This is a genomic window from Agrobacterium sp. fls2-241-TYG-188a, assembly GCF_030209845.1.
In genome coordinates this window covers 324128-342823 of the sequence record NZ_JARVRD010000002.1, presented here as the reverse complement: position 1 = coordinate 342823, position 18696 = coordinate 324128, and the positions used below count along the sequence as shown (strand labels likewise).

Annotated in this window: 17 protein-coding genes; 11 read left to right on the top strand and 6 right to left on the bottom strand. The window is 58.6% G+C overall.

Annotated features, from left to right (window positions below):
• Nucleotides 1–54 precede the first annotated feature (54 nt).
• The 3 genes from purD to QRN85_RS08385 all read left to right on the top strand — a co-directional run bounded on the left by purD (nt 55) and on the right by QRN85_RS08385 (nt 4005).
• A complete protein-coding gene (purD, locus tag QRN85_RS08395) occupies nt 55–1329 on the top strand; it encodes a phosphoribosylamine--glycine ligase (protein WP_284757437.1) in 1275 nt (424 codons plus the stop codon).
• 113 nt (nt 1330–1442) lie between these two features.
• Nucleotides 1443–1901: a plant virulence effector HPE1-like domain-containing protein gene (locus QRN85_RS08390; protein WP_284757435.1), complete on the top strand. Its 459-nt coding sequence runs from the start codon at nt 1443–1445 to the stop codon at nt 1899–1901.
• Between the two features lie 274 nt (nt 1902–2175).
• Entirely contained in the window at nt 2176–4005 is a 1830-nt protein-coding gene (locus QRN85_RS08385) for a methyl-accepting chemotaxis protein (protein ID WP_284757434.1), read from the top strand.
• 56 nt (nt 4006–4061) lie between these two features.
• Here the strand turns inward: QRN85_RS08385 and QRN85_RS08380 are convergent, their stop codons facing one another.
• Nucleotides 4062–4547 carry a 2-thiouracil desulfurase family protein gene (locus tag QRN85_RS08380; protein ID WP_284757433.1) on the bottom strand — a complete coding sequence of 162 codons (486 nt, stop codon included), beginning with the start codon at nt 4545–4547 and terminating at the stop codon, nt 4062–4064.
• Between the two features lie 15 nt (nt 4548–4562).
• Entirely contained in the window at nt 4563–6716 is a 2154-nt protein-coding gene (glyS, locus tag QRN85_RS08375) for a glycine--tRNA ligase subunit beta (protein WP_284757432.1), read from the bottom strand.
• A 201-nt stretch (nt 6717–6917) separates the two neighbouring features.
• Between glyS and QRN85_RS08370 the strand changes: the two genes are divergently transcribed.
• The 4 genes from QRN85_RS08370 to QRN85_RS08355 all read left to right on the top strand — a co-directional run bounded on the left by QRN85_RS08370 (nt 6918) and on the right by QRN85_RS08355 (nt 11766).
• Nucleotides 6918–7874, top strand: coding sequence for a glycine--tRNA ligase subunit alpha (locus QRN85_RS08370; RefSeq protein WP_042618133.1), 957 nt, complete (start codon nt 6918–6920; stop codon nt 7872–7874).
• 86 nt (nt 7875–7960) lie between these two features.
• Nucleotides 7961–8512, top strand: a complete 552-nt coding sequence (locus tag QRN85_RS08365; RefSeq protein ID WP_112964001.1) for a LemA family protein — start codon at nt 7961–7963, stop codon at nt 8510–8512.
• 41 nt (nt 8513–8553) lie between these two features.
• Complete coding sequence (locus QRN85_RS08360) at nt 8554–9816, top strand: 3-phosphoshikimate 1-carboxyvinyltransferase (RefSeq protein WP_284757431.1); 1263 nt, start codon at nt 8554–8556, stop codon at nt 9814–9816.
• Between the two features lie 21 nt (nt 9817–9837).
• Nucleotides 9838–11766, top strand: coding sequence for a DUF2207 domain-containing protein (locus QRN85_RS08355; protein WP_284757430.1), 1929 nt, complete (start codon nt 9838–9840; stop codon nt 11764–11766).
• 17 nt (nt 11767–11783) lie between these two features.
• On the opposite strand, the gene QRN85_RS08350 is transcribed toward QRN85_RS08355, so the two are convergent.
• From QRN85_RS08350 to QRN85_RS08335, 4 genes are all read right to left on the bottom strand, one after another.
• Nucleotides 11784–11978, bottom strand: coding sequence for a hypothetical protein (locus QRN85_RS08350; RefSeq protein ID WP_284757428.1), 195 nt, complete (start codon nt 11976–11978; stop codon nt 11784–11786).
• A gap of 14 nt (nt 11979–11992) precedes the next feature.
• The gene (locus tag QRN85_RS08345) at nt 11993–12850 is read right to left on the bottom strand and encodes a S49 family peptidase (protein WP_062586647.1); all 858 of its coding nucleotides are present in this window, start codon (nt 12848–12850) and stop codon (nt 11993–11995) included.
• 120 nt (nt 12851–12970) lie between these two features.
• Nucleotides 12971–13795 carry a tRNA1(Val) (adenine(37)-N6)-methyltransferase gene (locus tag QRN85_RS08340; RefSeq protein ID WP_284757426.1) on the bottom strand — a complete coding sequence of 275 codons (825 nt, stop codon included), beginning with the start codon at nt 13793–13795 and terminating at the stop codon, nt 12971–12973.
• A gap of 3 nt (nt 13796–13798) precedes the next feature.
• A complete protein-coding gene (locus tag QRN85_RS08335) occupies nt 13799–14029 on the bottom strand; it encodes a putative signal transducing protein (protein ID WP_284757425.1) in 231 nt (76 codons plus the stop codon).
• A gap of 116 nt (nt 14030–14145) precedes the next feature.
• On the opposite strand from QRN85_RS08335, the gene QRN85_RS08330 reads away from it, so the two are divergent.
• From QRN85_RS08330 to moaB, 4 genes are all read left to right on the top strand, one after another.
• A complete protein-coding gene (locus QRN85_RS08330; RefSeq protein WP_062587207.1) occupies nt 14146–15162 on the top strand; it encodes a polyprenyl synthetase family protein in 1017 nt (338 codons plus the stop codon).
• 260 nt (nt 15163–15422) lie between these two features.
• Complete coding sequence (locus QRN85_RS08325; RefSeq protein ID WP_113169787.1) at nt 15423–17261, top strand: tetratricopeptide repeat protein; 1839 nt, start codon at nt 15423–15425, stop codon at nt 17259–17261.
• A 6-nt stretch (nt 17262–17267) separates the two neighbouring features.
• Nucleotides 17268–18152 carry a 4-(cytidine 5'-diphospho)-2-C-methyl-D-erythritol kinase gene (locus QRN85_RS08320; protein WP_284757422.1) on the top strand — a complete coding sequence of 295 codons (885 nt, stop codon included), beginning with the start codon at nt 17268–17270 and terminating at the stop codon, nt 18150–18152.
• A 1-nt stretch (nt 18153) separates the two neighbouring features.
• Nucleotides 18154–18693 (top strand): molybdenum cofactor biosynthesis protein B, encoded by a 540-nt coding sequence (gene moaB / locus QRN85_RS08315; protein ID WP_284757421.1) that lies wholly within the window; start codon nt 18154–18156, stop codon nt 18691–18693.
• The last annotated feature ends 3 nt before the right edge of the window (nt 18694–18696 follow it).

The window sequence follows — 18696 nt, the reverse complement described above, 5'->3', positions numbered from 1 at the left end:
TGCCCTTAACGCCCCAGCAACACGTTAAAACGCGAGATGGCAGGGGTGTTGACCATGAAAGTTCTGTTGATCGGTTCGGGCGGACGCGAACATGCGCTGGCTTGGAAAATCGCCCAGTCTCCCCTCCTCACAAAGCTTTTCGCAGCACCCGGCAACCCCGGCATTGGCGAACATGCGACACTGGTTTCGCTTGATGTGGAAGACCACGGCGCCGTCATCGCCTTTGCCAAAGAAAACGCCATCGATTTCGTCGTCGTCGGTCCAGAAGCCCCGCTTGTGGCAGGACTTGCCGATGACCTTCGCGATGCCGGTATCGCCACTTTCGGCCCGTCCCGCGCTGCGGCTCGACTGGAGGGCTCCAAGGGTTTCACCAAGGACCTTTGCGCCCGTTACAACATCCCAACGGGCGCCTATCAGCGCTTCAAGGCTGCAGAACCGGCCAAGGCCTATGTGCGCGAACAGGGGGCTCCCATCGTCATCAAGGCCGACGGTCTGGCGGCTGGCAAGGGTGTGACGGTTGCGATGACGCAGGACGAGGCGCTTGCGGCGATTGACGACTGTTTCGACGGCGCTTTTGGCGCAGCCGGCGCGGAAGTTGTCGTTGAGGCGTTTCTGGACGGTGAGGAAGCGAGCTTCTTCTGCCTTTGCGACGGCAAGACCGCTCTGGCACTGGCAACAGCGCAGGATCACAAGCGCGTTGGCGATGGCGACACCGGCCCCAACACCGGCGGCATGGGCGCTTATTCACCCGCCCCGGTTATGACACCGGAAATGGTCGAGCGGACCATGAAGGAGATCATCGAGCCCACGATGCGCGGTATGGCGCAGGATGGCCATGCTTTCTCCGGCGTTTTCTTCGCGGGCCTCATGATCACCCGCAAGGGTCCAGAACTGATTGAGTACAATGTCCGCTTCGGCGATCCCGAATGCCAGGTGCTGATGATGCGGCTGAAAAGCGACCTGCTTCCCATGCTCTACGCCACAGCCACCGGCACGCTGGACCAGATCAAGGCCGAATGGAGCGACGACGCTGCGCTGACAGTCGTTCTGGCGTCGAAGGGCTATCCGGCTGGATATGACAAGAACACGCCCATTGACCACATTCCCGAAGCCAGCGACGAGGCGAAGGTGTTCCATGCGGGCACCGCCATCAAGGATGGACAGCTGGTGGCAACGGGCGGACGCGTGCTGAACGTGACCGCCATCGGCAAAACAGTCAGCGAGGCGCAGAGCCGCGCCTATGCACTGGCAAGTAACGTCCAATGGGAAAACGGGTTTAGCCGCAGCGACATTGGCTGGCAGGCGGTTGCCCGGGAAAAAGGCAAGTAGTCGACACTGGCAATTCGCTCAATATTTACCAGTCTTCCTGACCGGATTGAAAGAAAGTCACCGTAAGATTCTCGACGTTGGCAGCGGATTGGCCGTGAGCAACGGGGGTTTTCATGGGCAAGGTTTTGATGACGGTCGCATTCGTGCTGGCGGGTTTTCCAGCCATGGCGTCGTCTATCGAGATCGTGAGCGGAAATCGCACCGGCAATAACAGCATCATCGTTATTTCCTGCGCCGAATGCCCGCCCGCCCCTTCTCCAGTCAAAGCCGATAAAGCACCAGTGCTGGCGCTCGGCACACAGGATATCACCGTTCGGGACAAGGATGGAAAGAAGCAGCTGGTGCGCCAGGAGGCATGGCTGGGCGGATCTCCGGTGACCTATGTCAGCAACAATCCGGCATGGTTGCCAGTGCGGGACACCACCCCGCAGCTCGCCGAGGAGCCTTCAACGATCGACACGACGATGACGACATCGGCGGTTGCAGATAAGTCCGCTGGAGAAATTCCACCCGTGGCGGCAGTCACAACGCCACCAAGCTTCGAAGGAACCGCGTTGCGGCCCTCGCTCTGAGCCTTATAAATCCGTCTACCGGGAGTCCCAATAACCAACCCGATCAACCGATAATAGAAGACAAACGTTACAAGAGTGACTTATTGCAATTATTTTTCCAAATATTCGCGCCGATACTTTCAAATTTAAACAATTCTTCAACCTTCTAAAGCTTCATCTCACATATCGGTGCGATGATTGCACCATTACTGGCGCATCATGCGCGCTGCCCCCCACGCGTTATCAACCCAACCGCTGCCTTTCAGGCATCGGTGCTTTGACCCTGTGAGCGTCCATGAAGAACATGCCCATTTCTCGCCAATTGATCCTGCTTGTAGTGGCGCTGATGGCGGCTTTTGCCGTAGCGACCTATTTTCAGATCAGATCCTCCGTAAATGCGATTTACGAGGAACGCTATGGAATGCTGCGGACGCAGGTGCAGTCTTCCATCTCAATTCTGCAATCTTTCTATGACAAGGAAAAAGCCGGGACGCTGACCCGCGAACAGGCCATGACCCAGGCTTTCGCCATCGTCGCATCCATGAAGTATACGCCGGATGGCTATATGTTCGGCTATGACTATGACGTCAAAATGCTGTTTCACCCGGATCCAAAACGCGTTGGACAGAGCTTCAAGGGAAAGCCGGATAGCCAGGGTTTCGCCTATCGTGACGAACTGGTGCGGCTGGCGCGGGCTGGCGGCGGCGAAACGAGTTTCTACGGCCCCAAGCCCGGCGCTGAAGGCGACAACTTTCTCAAGAGCTCCTATGCGATGGCATTCGAGCCTTGGCAGGTGGTTGTGGTAACCGGCGTCTATATCGATGATCTCCAGGCTCAGGTTCGCTCAACCATCATCAACGCGGTTTCGGTTGGCGTCGGCGTTTTCCTGCTTGGCCTGCTGGCCGCCTATATCGTCATTCGTGGCATTTCCAGACCATTGGAAGAACTGCACAAGGCCTTGGGCGAAGTGGCCAATGAGAATGTCGATCTGCCCATTCCCCATACCGGCATGAAGAATGAGATCGGCCTGATGGCAAACGCCACAAAGGCTCTGCAGGACAAGGTGCGAGAGCGCCACACGATGCAGCGTCACCAGGAAGAACAGCAGCTGCAACTGGATAGCGAGCGTCAAACCAATCTCGATATGCAGCGTGACGAAGCAGCGCTTCAGGCCCGCGTCGTCAACACCATCGGCAACGCGCTGGCGCAGCTGGCACAGGGCGATCTGACCGTGCGCTGTGCCGATCTCGGTTCGCGATATTCCAACTTGCGCGACAATTTCAACGAGGCGCTTTCGCAACTCGATGCCGCCATGGCAAAGGTCAACGCCAAGAGCATCGATATTGGCGGCTCGAAGGATGAAATCCGCAAGGCGTCCAATGAGTTGTCGCAACGCACCGAGCGCCAGGCCGCCAATCTGGAGGAAACCTCCGCAGCGCTGGACGAGCTGACGGTCGCCGTGCGCCAGACGGCGGATGGTGCGTCCGAAGCGGCCAAGCGGGTATCTTCGATCAGTGGCGATGCCAACCGCAGCGACGTTATCGTGGAACAGGCAATCGGCGCCATGAGCGGTATCGAGCAATCATCCGAAGAGATTTCGAAAATCATCGGCGTCATCGACGACATCGCCTTCCAGACCAATCTTCTGGCGTTGAATGCCGGTGTAGAAGCGGCCCGTGCGGGAGAAGCAGGCAAAGGCTTTGCCGTGGTTGCTCAGGAAGTGCGCGAACTCGCGCAGAAATCCGCCGCTGCCGCCAAGGAAATCAAGGAACAGATCGCCCGCTCATCCTCCCAGGTGGAAAATGGCGTGCGTCTGGTTGGCGAAGCCGGCGATGCGCTGAAGCGTATCTCCGATCAGATCAAGTCTTCGAGCGAGATCGTCAGCAAGATCGCCCACTCGGCAGCGGAACAAGACACGACGCTGCGCTCCATCTCGTCGTCGCTCAACCAGCTGGATGCAGCAACGCAGCACAACGCAGCCATGGCGGAGGAAACCACCGCATCCGCCGAAGCCTTGGCCGCCGACACGGAAGAGCTTCTCAACCTCATCCGCAATTTCCGCGTTTCCAGCTCCCAGAACGGCAGCCTGCATGGAATGGCGCAGCAAATGCGCCGGGCAAGCTGACCTGCTTCTTTAACATCAATGGATCACACACACGCCGGGGAGAAATCTCCGGCGTTTCATTGCGTGAGGCGGTCCAGCGCATCGATATTGGCGGGTGAGAAGACGGCTATTCCGGCTTGGGCGAGCAGCGCAGCCGTCACGCCATTGCCCGCCTGTTTGCGGCCCGAAAACGAGCCATCATAGATGGCCACGGAGCCACAGGATGGACTGCCGTCAATCAGCAGGGCATAAGCACAGCCGTGCTCCTTCGCAAAAGCCAGCGCCTTTTGCGCGCCGTCTATGAATTGTGAGGTTACCTCACCGCCGGTGATTTCGATGACACGCGCCCTTCCCTCCAGCACATCAAGCCCGGACGCACCACCCTCGATTTCCGCTGGCGGACGCGGAACGGCCATACCACCAGCCATTTCCGGACAGATCGTCACCAACCGACCCTCCTGCTTCCAGCGTTCGACGGCCGGATGCGCAAGCGGCTTGCCCTTGCCGTCATAGCGAACGGCATGGCCGAGCAGGCAGGCGCTGATCAGAATCTTTAACGTCAACGCCTTCCGACCATATCACCCGGTGATCTTGGAGAAATCCGCAACGGTACCGGTTGCCTCACGAATGGCCTTTAAGAGTGCCAGACGATTGGCGCGGATGGCGTTGTCCTCATCATTCACCAGCACATCTTCGAAGAATTTATCGACCGGGGCGCGCAGAGTGGAAAGCGCCTGCATCGCGGAACGGAAGTCTTCCGCCTCAACCGCCTTGGCGGCATCGGCAGAGGCAGTCTTGATGGCAGCATACAACGCCTTTTCGGCATCGAGCTTCAGCAGCTCTTCCGAAACGCTGTTGGCAACCACAGTGCCCTTCTTTTCTTCCGCCGCCAGAAGCTGCGTAGCGCGCTTGGTGCCAGCCAGAAGGTTGATGCCATCCTGATCCGTCACAAATGCTGTCAGCGCCTCGACGCGACGCGCGACCATGAGAAGATCGTCAGTCTCAGGCGTCAGCACGGCCTCAATGAGATCATAGCGTGCACCGAGATCGCGGAGGTAGACCTTGAGGCGGTCGTGGAAGAAGGACAGGAGGTCGCCGTCTCTAACGATGCTCAGCAGCGGCAGACGAACCCCTCTCTCCAAAATCATCCGCACAACACCCAAAGCCGCACGGCGCAGCGCAAAGGGGTCTTTCGAACCAGTCGGCTTTTCATCAATGGCCCAGAAGCCAACGAGGGTGTCGAGCTTATCGGCCAGAGCCACAGTCAGCCCGACCTTGTCTTGCGGCAGACGGTCGGACGGGCCATTCGGCTTCCAGTGGTCTTCAATCGCTGCGGCAACGCTTCCGTTTTCGCCCTGAAGCAAGGCATATTTGCGGCCCATCAGGCCCTGCAATTCGGGGAATTCACCCACCGCTTCGGTGCGCAGATCGGCCTTGGCGAGAACCACGGCACGGTCCACTAGCGCTGCATCTGCGCCGATCACAGGCGCAAGCTGTTTGGCCAGTTCGCGGATGCGGGCCACGCGCTCACCCTGTGTGCCGAGCTTGGCGTGGAAGGTCACGTTCAACGCATCGAGCTTGGCCATGCGCTGGTCCAGCGGCTTGGTGAGATCAAGGTCGAACTTCGCGGCGGATGCCTTGAGTGTCTCAAGATCCGGCAGGTTGCCCTGATCGCGGGTCCAGAAGTGCTTGGCATCAGACAGGCGGGCGCGCACGACCTTGCCGTTGCCGTGCATGATTTCCTTGCCGCCATCGATGGCCTGAATATTGGAGACCAGAATGAAGCGGTTGGAGAGGCCCTCTGTCGCGCCCTGCGGGCGCGTCACGAAACACTTCTGGTTGGTCTTGATGGTAAGGCGGATGATTTCGGCGGGGATTTCGAGGTAGTCTTCCTCGAATGTGCCGATCAGCACCTGAGGCCATTCCACGAGGCCGGAAACCTCTTCCAGCAGGCCCTCATCTTCCACAAGGTCGAGGCCATTGGCGAAAGCCAGATCCTTAGCGTCATGCAGAATGATGTCCTTGCGGCGCTCTGCATCCAGAATGACCTTGGCCTTTTCCAGGCTAGATACGTAATCTTCGAAACGGCGCACGGTGATGGCTTCAGGCGCATGGAAACGGTGGCCATAGGTCACGTTGCCAGCAACGATGCCATCGATCTCGAAGGGAATGACCTGTGTTTCATCATTTTCAGGGCCGAATACACAGACGATGGATTGCAGCGGGCGCACCCAGCGCAGGCTTTCCGAGCCCTTGCCTTCGATGCCGCCATAGCTTGAACCCTTGGGCATGGAGGCCGGGCCGGAGCGCATGGATTTCGGCCATGCAAAACCCCTGATGATGCCGGGCATGACGCTGGCAATGATCTCTTCTGCCGGGCGGCCAGGCTTGGTGATGACGGCGATATAGAAATCGCCCTTCTTCGGATCGGATACGACCTGCGCTTCCGACACGGACGACAGACCGGCACCGCGCAGGAAGCCTTCGATCGCCTTTTCGTTGGCGTCGGTACGCGGACCCTTCTTTTCTTCCCGCACATCGGCAGAGCGGGCATTGAGGCCGCGAATATCCAGCGTCAGGCGGCGCGGCGTCCAGTATTCGCGGGCACCTTCATAGGTCAGGCCTGCTTCTACCAGCGCATCGGTGACAAGCTTCTTGAGATCACCCGCCGCCTTGCGCTGCATGCGTGCGGGGATTTCTTCGGAGCGAAGTTCGAGCAGAAGATCAGGCATATCTGTTTTCCGGTGTCATGGATTTTTCGTTGGCCTCTGCTAGCAAAATTTGAGGCCGGTGCACAATGTAAATATCGGGCGCCCCCGTGCGGGCGGTGCGTCGCAAACAGAAGTTCTTGACCCGCAGGCCCTTGCCATGGCACCTGTCCGCATCCAAAGTCAGTGCATTCTGACTATCCTCTTTTGACCGTGAAGACTGCAATGACCGACGTTCCAGACCATATGAACCCGAAACGTTCCTTTCAGGCGCTGATCCTGACGCTGCACAATTACTGGGCGGACAAGGGCTGCGCCGTGTTGCAGCCTTACGATATGGAAGTGGGCGCGGGCACGTTTCATCCGGCAACCACGCTGCGCGCACTCGGCCCCAAGCCGTGGAAGGCCGCCTATGTGCAGCCATCGCGCCGCCCTTCCGATGGTCGCTATGGCGAAAACCCGAACCGTTTGCAGCATTATTACCAGTATCAGGTCATTCTGAAGCCAAACCCTTCCAACCTGCAGGAGCTTTACCTCGGCTCGCTGAAGGCCATCGGCCTCGATCCGCTGCTACATGATGTGCGCTTTGTGGAAGACGACTGGGAAAGCCCGACGCTGGGTGCCTGGGGTCTGGGCTGGGAGTGCTGGTGCGACGGCATGGAAGTTTCACAATTCACCTATTTCCAGCAGGTCTGCGGTATTGAATGCTCGCCTGTTGCGGGCGAGTTGACCTATGGCCTCGAGCGTCTGGCCATGTATGTGCAGGGCGTCGATAATGTTTACGACCTGAACTATAACGGCCGCGAAGGCGACGAGAAGATTTCCTATGGCGATGTGTTCCTGCAGGCAGAGCAGGAATATTCACGGCACAATTTCGAATATGCCGATACCGCCATGCTGCACCGCCACTTCATCGACGCAGAGAAAGAGTGCAAGGCGCTGCTGGATGCCGGTGCGCCCGGTGAGAATGCCAATCAGGTTCTGCACAAATGCGTGTTTCCGGCCTATGACCAGTGCATCAAGGCATCGCACGTTTTCAACCTTCTGGATGCACGCGGCGTGATCTCCGTTACCGAGCGGCAGAGCTATATCCTGCGCGTTCGCACACTTTCCAAGGCCTGCGGCGAAGCCTTCCTGATGACAGATGCCGGTGGCGCGAACTGGAATAAAGACGCAGCCTGACGGCATGACTGACGGGCGATGACATGGATGGCCGGAACGCAAGTTTTCCGGCCAGACCTAGAGGGTTTCACGAGGGGGAACGGCACATGTATATCGCACTGGCTATTGTCGCGGCAATCGCGCTCTATGTCGTCTTCATCTATAATGGTCTCGTCAAATCCAGGCAGATGACCGAAGAAGCATGGTCTGGTATCGACGTGCAGTTGAAGCGTCGCGCCGATCTCATTCCCAACCTCATCGAAACCGTGAAGGGCTATGCCGCTCACGAAAAAAGCACCTTCGAGGAAGTGGTCGCCATGCGCAACCGCGCTCAGGCCGTGCCAGCTGGTGATGTCGAGGGCCGTGCGCAGGCGGAAGGTCTTCTCTCCCAGGCCCTGGGAAAACTGTTTGCTCTCGCAGAAGCCTATCCCGACCTCAAAGCCAACCAGGGCTTTCTGGAGCTGCAAAAATCACTTGAGACCATTGAGGGTGAAATCCAGATGTCGCGTCGTTACTATAATGGCTCTGCGCGGGATCTGAACGTCAAGGTGGAGAGCTTCCCGTCCAATCTCGTGGCGCGCAATTTCGGCTTTATCAAAGCCCCCTACTTCGAGATCACCAACGAGGCGGATCGCGCTGTTCCTGCTGTGAAATTCTGATGCGATAACCGGCACCGTCCGGTTGAGAAAACGATAAAGCCATGATCGAACTGACCATTACCCCCCCAAACCACCCGCTTTCCGGCAAGGTAGAGCCACCCGGCTCCAAATCCATCACCAACCGCGTTCTTCTGCTTGCTGGGCTTGCCAAGGGCCGCAGCCTGCTGACCGGCGCTCTGAAAAGCGACGATACGCTGTTCATGGCTCAAGCCCTGCGCGCCATGGGCGTTGATGTAACGGAACCGGACGCGACGAGCTTCGTGGTGGAAAGCGATGGCGTGCTGAAAGCGCCTAAAGAGCCGCTTTTCCTTGGCAATGCGGGCACGGCGACGCGGTTCCTGACGGCGGCTGTTGCTTCCGTCAACGGCACCGTTGTGGTTGATGGCGACGAACATATGCGCAAGCGCCCGATCCAGCCGCTGGTGGAAGCCCTGATCGCGCTCGGCATCGATGCACATGCGCCAACCGGCTGCCCGCCTGTAACCGTCAAGGGCAACGGCCTCGGTTTTGCGAAGGACAGCGTCACCATCGACGCCAATCTTTCCAGCCAATATGTCTCAGCACTGTTGATGGCCGCACCCTGCGGCGCAAAGCCGCTGGATATTGTGCTGGCCGGTGAAGACATTGGCGCGAAAGGCTATATCGACCTGACGGTGGCGGCCATGGAAGCCTTCGGCGCCAAGGTGGAGCGCGTTTCCAACGCCGTGTGGCGCGTGCAGCCGACAGGTTATACAGCGACTGATTTCCACATCGAACCGGACGCATCTGCCGCCACCTATCTATGGGGCGCGGAATTGCTGACGGGTGGCAAGATCGATATCGGCACGCCGGCGGACGCCTTCACCCAGCCGGATGCCAAGGCGCACGGCATCATGGCGCAGTTTCCCAACCTGCCCGCCGAAATAGACGGCAGCCAGATGCAGGATGCCATTCCGACCATTGCGGTTCTGGCAGCTTACAACACCACGCCGGTGCGCTTTGTCGGTATCGCCAATCTGCGCGTGAAGGAATGCGACCGCATCCGTGCGCTGTCGCTGGGCCTCAATGCCATCCGCGACGGGCTGGCGCATGAGGATGGTGATGATCTGATCGTGCATGCCGACCCCGCACTGGCAGGTCAAACTGTGGCTGCGTCCATCGATACGTTCCACGATCACCGCATTGCCATGAGCTTTGCGCTGGCGGGTCTGAAAACGGGTGGTATCGCCATTCAGAACCCTGTTTGCGTGGGTAAGACCTATCCCGGATACTGGAAGGCGCTTGCATCTTTGGGCGTTCAATACAGCGAAACCGGACAAGACTGATTGCAGAGAAGGACGCCGCCCATGAAGACCCAAACCGCCAGATATCTCGCGCTTTTCGTCTTCCTGCTGGCGGCCCTTCCGGCAGCGGCTGAGGAGTTCATCAGCTCCTATCATTCGGTTGTCGATGTTGCCAAAAGCGGGCAGCTGACGGTGACCGAAACCATCACGGCCCGGGCGGAAGGCAACCGGATCAAGCGCGGCATCTTCCGCGATTTTCCGCTTTATGCCCTAGACGCGAATGGAAACCGCACCAAGGTCGGCTTCAACGTCGTCTCAGTGGAGCGGGATGGCTCAAAAGAAGACTGGCGCACCGAAAGCATTGATGGCGGCATCCGCATCTATACCGGCAATGCCGACAGGCTTCTGCCGGTCGGCGAACATATTTTTCAGATCACCTACACCGCGGACCGCCAGATCCGCTATTTCGATCGCTATGACGAATTGACCTGGAACGTCACCGGCAATGGCTGGCAGTTCCCCATGCGCGATATCTCGGCCACCGTGTCCCTTCCCCAAGATGTGGCGCCAACGGGCACGGCTGTCTTTACCGGAAAACTGGGCGCGACCGGCAAGGACGCCCGCATGTTGACCGAAGGCAACGAGGTCTTCTTTGCCTCCACCCGTCCCTTCTATCAGGGCGAAGGCATGACCATTGCGGTAAAGCTGCCAAAAGGAGCAATCGACCCACCGACAGCTGCGCAACAGAGAAGCTGGTGGTTGCTGGATCATCTGGGCTCGATTCTGGGGGTTTCCGGGTTCATTCTCATCCTGATTTATTACTACAGGGCGTGGTCAGCTGTTGGCCGCGATCCCGCCAAGGGCACGATCGTGCCGCGCTGGGATGCGCCTGAGGGATTATCGCCTGCGCTCGTCAACTACGTTGATAATCACGGGTTTTCCGAAGGTGGCTGGACGGCCTTCTCAGCAGCTGCCCTCAATCTTGCCGTCAAAGGCTACGTCGTGCTGGAGGATTTGAAGACGTCGCTCATCATTCGCCGCACCGAAAAGCCGATTGGAGACAAGTTGCAGCCCGGCGAGGCAACGCTGATCAAGACGGTCGATGAGCCCGGGATGGCATTCGAGATCAACAAGAAAAATGGGTCGCGGGTGGTGTCGCTCGGAAATGCTTTCCGCAAATCCATCGAAACCGAACATAGCGGCAAATATTACCAGGCCAATGCAGGTTTTACCGTGCTGGGCGTCGCGCTGTCCATCATCGTGGTCTTCGCCGTTGTCGTCTTCGGAAATTTCGAGCCTGAAGCTCTTGTTGCCATGTTCGTTATCGGCATCATGTCCTTTGTCGGCACGATTTTCGCACTCCTGTTCGGGAAATCTTTTACGCGGGGCGGCTCCTTGCTCAAGCGCGTGGGAATGATCATCGTGCTTGCGCTTGTGGGGTCGATGCTGATCTCCGGCATCGGCGGCGCGATCAGCGTGATCTCTCTGGAAGCGCTCGAAGCCCTGCAGTTGCCCGCCATCATGTCGGTCGCGGGTATTATAGCAACCAATCTCATCTTCTTGTTGCTGATGGGCGCGCCGACACCGCTGGGCCGCAAGCTGATGGACGGCATCGAGGGTCTGCGGCTTTACCTCACTGTTGCGGAGAAGGACCGCATGAACATGCAAGGCGCACCGCAGATGTCGCCGCAGCATTTCGAAACGCTATTGCCCTATGCGGTGGCGCTGGGTGTGGAAAAGCCGTGGAGCGCAGCGTTCGAGACATGGCTTGCCAGCGCAGCGGCGGGTGCCGCTACGGCCTATTCTCCGGGCTGGTACAGCGGCAGTTACAGCAATTTCGGCGACAGTATCGGAGGGTTTTCGTCGTCCATGGCATCGACGATTGCGTCCACCATTCCGCAGCAGACGACTTCGTCCTCCTCCTCCAGCTTTTCTGGCGGCGGCGGTTCGTCCGGGTCTGGCGGTGGTGGTGGCGGAGGGGGCGGCTGGTAGCCGCCTCTCTAACAAGGCTAAACCTCGTCTTCCTTTTTCAAGCGGTATTCCCCGGTGTTCGGGTCCTTGATGAGCGTGCCGGTAGCGCCCGTTTCGCGCTCTTTCTCTTGCCGCTTTGATTTCTGCGACAGTTTTTCGGCATCATTCACAAAACGCTTGTAAAGAATGATCGCCCCGAAAACGAGCAGGGCGAGCGTAATCAATTGGGCCATCTATCGTTTGTCCATCAGAATCCGTAACGTGACCACAATGCCTTTTCTTCGGCCACTTCCGCAAGCCCTGCGGCGGCGGATGCGGCAATCGACTGGCCTTGCAGGCCAACGCCCGGCAACTTCTTGCCGAAGAAATTGCGCGCGCCGCTGACAAGCTGAAGCTTGACCTTGTCGCCATAGCGACGGCGCAACACGTCTCGCATATCGCCCAGACCATCGATGAGGCCCAGATCCAGCCCGCGCATTCCCGTCCAGAACAGACCGGTGAAAAGTGCCGGATCGTCCTTGAGCTTCGCGCCGCGCCGCATCTTGACCATGTCTATGAAAACATTGTGTATCTCGACCTGAAGAGACTTGAGATATTCGATGTCGTCATCCTTTTCAGGCTGAAACGGATCAAGGATCGCCTTGTTCTGGCCGGATGTATAGACACGACGTTCAACGCCGATTTTCTTCAGCATTTCGGGAAAGCCGAAGCCGCCGGAAACCACACCGATCGAGCCGACGATGGAGGTGGGGTCGGCGATGATCTCGTCGCCAGCCAGGGCGATCATGTAACCGCCGGAAGCTGCTACATCTTCCACAAAGATCAGCACCTTCTTGTTCTTTTCTTCCGCCAGCTGGCGAATGCGGTTGAAGATCATCCGCGATTGAACCGGCGAACCGCCGGGCGAATTCAGCGTGATGGCGACCGCCGGGGCGTCCTTCATGCCGAATGCCTTGTCGAGCAGCGGACCATAGGATGCCAGATTGAGTGCGGGACGAAACTGACTGCCACCGGCCATGATTGCCCCGTGCATACGCACCACGGGAATGACCAGTTCGGTCTTGCGAAATCGCTTCGGCACCAGTCGTTTCAGTAATCCAACCATTTTTTCCTCATCGTCCTACTCATGTGTCAGACGATGTGGGTATCGTGCAGACAAAGACAATGGCGGGGCCGGTGATAATTTGGTGAGGCTTTGCCAGCGACAGAGCGCCTTCCCGTTGCGTCAGCCCGCTCCGAGCGCGCTCGTCTCCTGCCGCTTTTTCTCGCTCGCGCCAGTCCGGGGGTAGGCTTTTCGTCCGTTGGTGAGGTCATCCACCTCAGGCAGAAATGCATGGCTTGCGTTTTCGTGCATGACAAGCGGCGCCCGGAAATTGAGCCGTGCACGAGACCCTTTGATGGCTGTGACAAGCATCCGAACCGCATCCTCTTCGACCCTTGGATGGATGAGGGTGATTTCCAGGCCACCGAACCGGCGACCACAGGCGGCGATGATGTCGAAGATGGATTGTGGTCGGGCAATGAGAGACAGCTGGCCACCCGGCACCATGATGGCGGCGGCCGTGCGCAGCCAGTTTTCGAACAGGCCATCCGTCATCGCATGGGCCGCCGCTTTCAGGGCATCGGGGGTCTTGCGGTCGCCCGCGTCATTGTAGGGCGGGTTCATGATGACATGGTGGAAATGGTCGTCCAGCAGACCGGCCCGCCTGCGCGCATCGGCCCGCAAGGTAACGTCTGCCTGCCTGACGCGGACACGCCCTGCAAAGGCCTCATTTGCAGGAAGCCGGAGGCTGCGCGTGGCGAAATCAACCATCTCGTCAGAAAGCTCGAAAAGGGTGACATCGGCTTTTTCCAGCCGGGATGCCACCGCCATGCCTGCGGCCCCTGCCCCGGCTCCAAGGTCGGCCACGCGGCACGGGTTCTGGTCTGCCACCAGCGCTGCTAGAAGCATGGCGTCGATGCCTGCCCTGTGGCCCCGGCCCTTGGGTTGCAAGATCTGGAAGCGGCCGCGATGAAACGCATCCACTGTTTCTGAAACGGATGCGGCCATGTGTTATGTCCGGTCTTCGCGAAGCTTGTCAGCCAAGCCAGCATCGGTCAGGATCCGGCGGGCCTCATCGCCCCGGTCATCCTCCACCAGCAAGCGGCGCGGCAAAAGCCCAAGAGACCCTTCGAGGATGCTCATGCCCTGATCTGCGATCATGCTGTGGATGCCGGCGTCCTTCATAAGGCTCTGCGCAAAGGACAAGAGAACGGCGTCGTTCGTGCGGATCAGTTCTCGCATTGGTAAGTTTCCAACTAAAATCCCATCTTTTTGAACGGTGTGAGGCAATTCGCCCCTTGCCGCTTGCACCGCTGCTTTCTATTGTCGGCCCCAATATCGAACAGGAGTCCGGTCCGTTGGGCGTCGTCATACCGCTTGAAGAAAGCAAAAACAAACTCGCATCCGTCAAGCCGCTTGTCGACCTGACCCGTCCGGATATGGAAAGGGTCAACCAGCTTATCCTCTCCAAAGCTGGATCGGATGTCCAGATGATACCGGAGGTCGCCAACCATCTGATTTCATCAGGCGGGAAACGACTGCGCCCGATGCTGACGCTCGCATCTGCCGCCATGTTCGATTATCAGGGCGATCACCATATCAAGCTGGCAACCAGCGTCGAGTTCATGCACACCGCAACGCTGCTGCACGATGACGTGGTGGACGAAAGCGATCTGCGCCGTGGCAAATCCACCGCGCGCACCATCTGGGGCAATCAGGCCAGCGTTCTGGTCGGCGATTTCCTTCTCGGGCAAGCCTTCCGGATGATGGTCGATGTCGGCTCTCTGGATGCACTCGATGTTTTGTCGACCGCCGCATCTGTTATCGCCGAGGGCGAAGTCCTGCAGCTTTCCGTCGCCAAGAACATGGAGACCACCGAGGATGACTATCTTCAGGTGATTCGCGCAAAGACAGCTGCCCTGTTTGCCGCCGCCGCCGAAGTTGGCCCGATTGTTGCCAAGACCGACAAGGCCACACGCGGTGCGTTGAAGTCCTACGGCATGAACCTTGGCCTGGCGTTCCAGCTGGTAGACGATGTTCTCGACTACGGCGGAAAATCCGCCGATCTCGGCAAGAACACCGGCGATGATTTCCGCGAGGGCAAGATCACGCTGCCTGTGATCCTGTCATATCGTCGCGGCACTGCGGAAGAGCGTGATTTCTGGAAGCGCGCCATCGAGAACGGTGAAAGCACCGATGAAAACCTCGAAGCGGCGCTGGTCCTGATCAAGAAGTATAATGGTTTGACGGACACGATTGCCCGCGCCAAGCATTACGGAACGATCGCGCGCGACGCACTGGCACCTTTGCCACAGAGCCCATGGAAAAATGCGCTGATGGAAGTGATCGACTTCTGCATCCAGCGCGTGAACTGAGCGGGCGGCCCTATCGGCCTGGTTGATGGCAGCCGGACGAAATCCTCACGGTTGTCATCGGTGAGTCCGGTGGAAATTCTTGCAGGCTTGCTCCAAAAAAGCCATTCTGTCGTGACGTGGTGTGATGGCGTGAATCGTTTCGGGTTCATGCATCATGATCCAATTCAAGCCTTGCGGCACGAGGGTGCACCCCTGCTGCCCGGACCGTAAGGCGGGAAACTGATTTTTCGGTGCGAATGCACAAAAGCAAAGGTTCCTTCATGCGGCGCAAACCAGCATTTCGTCTATTCTGCGGCGCGGCTTTCATTGCCGTGCTTTCCATCGGCGCGGGCACGACAGCCGCTCTGGCCGAGACGAAACCAGCAGACAAGCCCGCCGAAACCGCGACCTTCGATCCCGCAAAGGTAAACACCTTTTCAGGCGCGTTTCTGGCTGCCCGCACCGCAGATGTCGATCAGGATTTTGCGACCGCGATAACGCTCTACAAGAAAGCTCTCGATTTCGACACGGCGAATGTTGAAATCCGCCAGCGTCTGATGATCGCGCAGCTGCTCAGCGGTGACTTCGATGCCGGGGCAAAGATCGCCGACTCCTTGAAGGATGATTCGTCTGTCGAGCGCGTGACGACCATTGTTCGCGCCTTGGCCGCCATCAAGGACAAGAAGTTCTCTGACGCCGAGAAAATCCTCAAATATAGCGGCCCGAACGATCTCGACCGTATGGTCAACACGCTTTTGACGGCATGGGCGCGCGCCGGTGCTGGCAAGAACAAGGAAGCTTTGGCTCTCGTCAACGGCATGAAGGGACCGGGCTGGTTCTCGATTTTCCAGAAATATAATGCCGGCGCCATCGCGCTCGTCTCCGGCAATATCGACGCTGCCCGCAAGAGCCTCAATGATGCGGTGACCGACCGCGAAGGTGGCGCGACCGCAACCGACACCTATATGCGTGCGGTCATGGCGTTGGCCCGGCTGGAAGCAAAGGCAGGCAACAAGCAGAAGGCGCTCGACACCATCGCCGTGGGCGATACTTTTGCGCCCAATTACGCGCCCTTGAAGGCGCTGCGCCAAAGCATTGAACGAGGCGACAAGCCCGAACAGCAGGTGCAGACCCCTGTGGACGGCGCTGCCGCCGTGATGTTCTCCATTGCCGGGGCTCTCAACCGCGAAGGCGCCGAGGAAATCGTTACGCTTTACCTGCAGACGTCGCGCGCGCTGGATCCGAAAAGTGCCGATACGCTCATTCTCCTTGGCGGCCTGGCCGAAGCGCAGAAGCAGCCCGAGCGTGCCATTGCCTTTTACCGCGAAGTCCCGGCTGACTCGCCAATGCATCGCATTTCGGAATTGCAGCTTGGCCTGACGCTGGCACAGACCGACAAGGTTGCGGAAGCACGGACACACCTCAAGTCGCTGCTTGAGTCCGACCCTTCGGATATCCGCTCCTATCTCGCCTATGGGTCGGTTTTGTCCGATGCCAAGGATTATCAGGCCATGGCCGCCAATTACGACAAGGCGGTTGAGGTTATCGGGGCCGTGCCGAAGAAGAGCGACTGGACGATCTTCTTTCAGCGCGGGATTGCCTATGAGCGGCTGAAGCAGTGGGACAAGGCCGAGCCCGACTTCAAGCGCGCGCTGGAACTCAATCCCGAGCAGCCGCAGGTGCTGAATTATCTGGGCTATTCCTGGGTCGACAAGAACATGAACCTCGAGCAAGGGATCGACATGATCCGCCGCGCTGTCGAGCTTCGCCCCAATGATGGTTACATCGTCGATTCGCTGGGCTGGGCGCATTACCGACTCGGCGCTTTCGATGAGGCGGTGACGGAACTGGAACGCGCCATTGAACTGCGCGCCGGAGACCCTACCATCAACGACCACCTGGGCGACGCCTACTGGCGTGTCGGTCGCAAGATCGAAGCCGTCTACCAGTGGAACCGTGCCCTCATTGGCGAAAGCGATGATGTCGACAAGGCCAAGGTGAAGGAAAAGATTGCCAACGGCCTGCCACCTCTGGAAAAGGACGCGCAGAATACCGCCAAGAAGGATCAGGGGCAGCCTCAGCCCGTTGCGCCTGCTCCCGCGCCGGACAAGAAATCTTGAGCCACAATGTTGTCGAGTGAACATGCCGGAGCGACCGAGACCATCGAGGCCGCTCCCGCCAAAATCAACCTCGCGCTTCATGTTACGGGTCAAAGAGCAGACGGATATCATTTGCTCGAATCGCTCGTGACCTTCACCGAGGTCGGTGACGTGATCCGCATTCGCGATGCCGCAGAGGACAGTTTCCGCATCTGCGGACCCTTTTCCGAGCTTCTTCAGCAGGAAAACGAAAGCGGTAATCTCGTTCTGAAGGCACGCGACCTTCTGCGGACGGCTTTGCCGCAATATGCCGGCCCGGTTGCCATTCAACTTGAAAAGAATCTTCCGGTTGCCTCGGGCATCGGCGGCGGATCTGCCGATGCTGCGGCTACTCTTCGCGCTCTTTGCCGTCACTGGGATTTAAAGCCGGATGCTGGGACGCTTCAACGGATTGCACTTTCGCTTGGAGCGGATGTGCCCATGTGTCTGGCCAGTCGACCTTTGATCGCCAGCGGCATTGGCGAAACCATCACCTTTCTTGCGGATATGCCGGTCATGGCGCTCGTTCTGGTCAACCCGCTGAAGGGCGTTTCGACACCGGACGTGTTCAGACGTCTTGTCAGCAAGCAAAATCCGTCACTGAAGCCGCGCGGCCACAGCAGCTGGATGGATTTCATCGCGCAAAATCGCAATGATCTTGAGCCCTCTGCCCGCGCCATTCTGGCGGAGATTACCGAGGTCTCCGATTTGCTGAGTGGCACCGGTGCGCAGCTTGTGCGCATGTCGGGCTCGGGTGCGACATGCTTTGGTATATACCCGGCGATGGATGATGCCACCGCGGCGGCGGCCCAGCTTCGCCACCAGCGCCCCGGCTGGTATGTTCAGGCAACGAAAACCATAGGCGGAATTTGACATGAGTGCAGAGAGACCCTTTATCCCGGTCGGCATTGCGGTCCTGACGGTGTCAGACACGAGAACGCTGGAAGATGACAAATCTGGCCAAACGCTTTGCGCCCGCATCTCCGAAGCCGGTCACATGCTCGTAGACCGCGCCATCGTACCCGACGACAAGGCCGCCATTCAGGAGCAGGTGCGCAACTGGACCCTCTCCGACGAAGTCGATGTGGTGATTACAACGGGTGGCACCGGCTTTACCGGCCGTGATGTGACGCCGGAGGCACTGGAACCGTTGTTTGACAAGCGGATGGATGGTTTCTCTGTGGTGTTCCACCGTATCTCGGAGGATAAGATCGGCACGTCGACAATCCAATCCCGCGCGACGGCTGGCCTTTGCAATCAGACCTTCGTCTTCGTGCTGCCCGGCTCTCCCGGCGCCTGCCGGGACGCCTGGGATGGCATCCTCAAGCCGCAGCTGGATTATCGCCACATGCCCTGCAATTTCGTGGAAATCATGCCCCGCCTTGATGAGCATCTGAAACGCGGAAAGTCCTGAGCG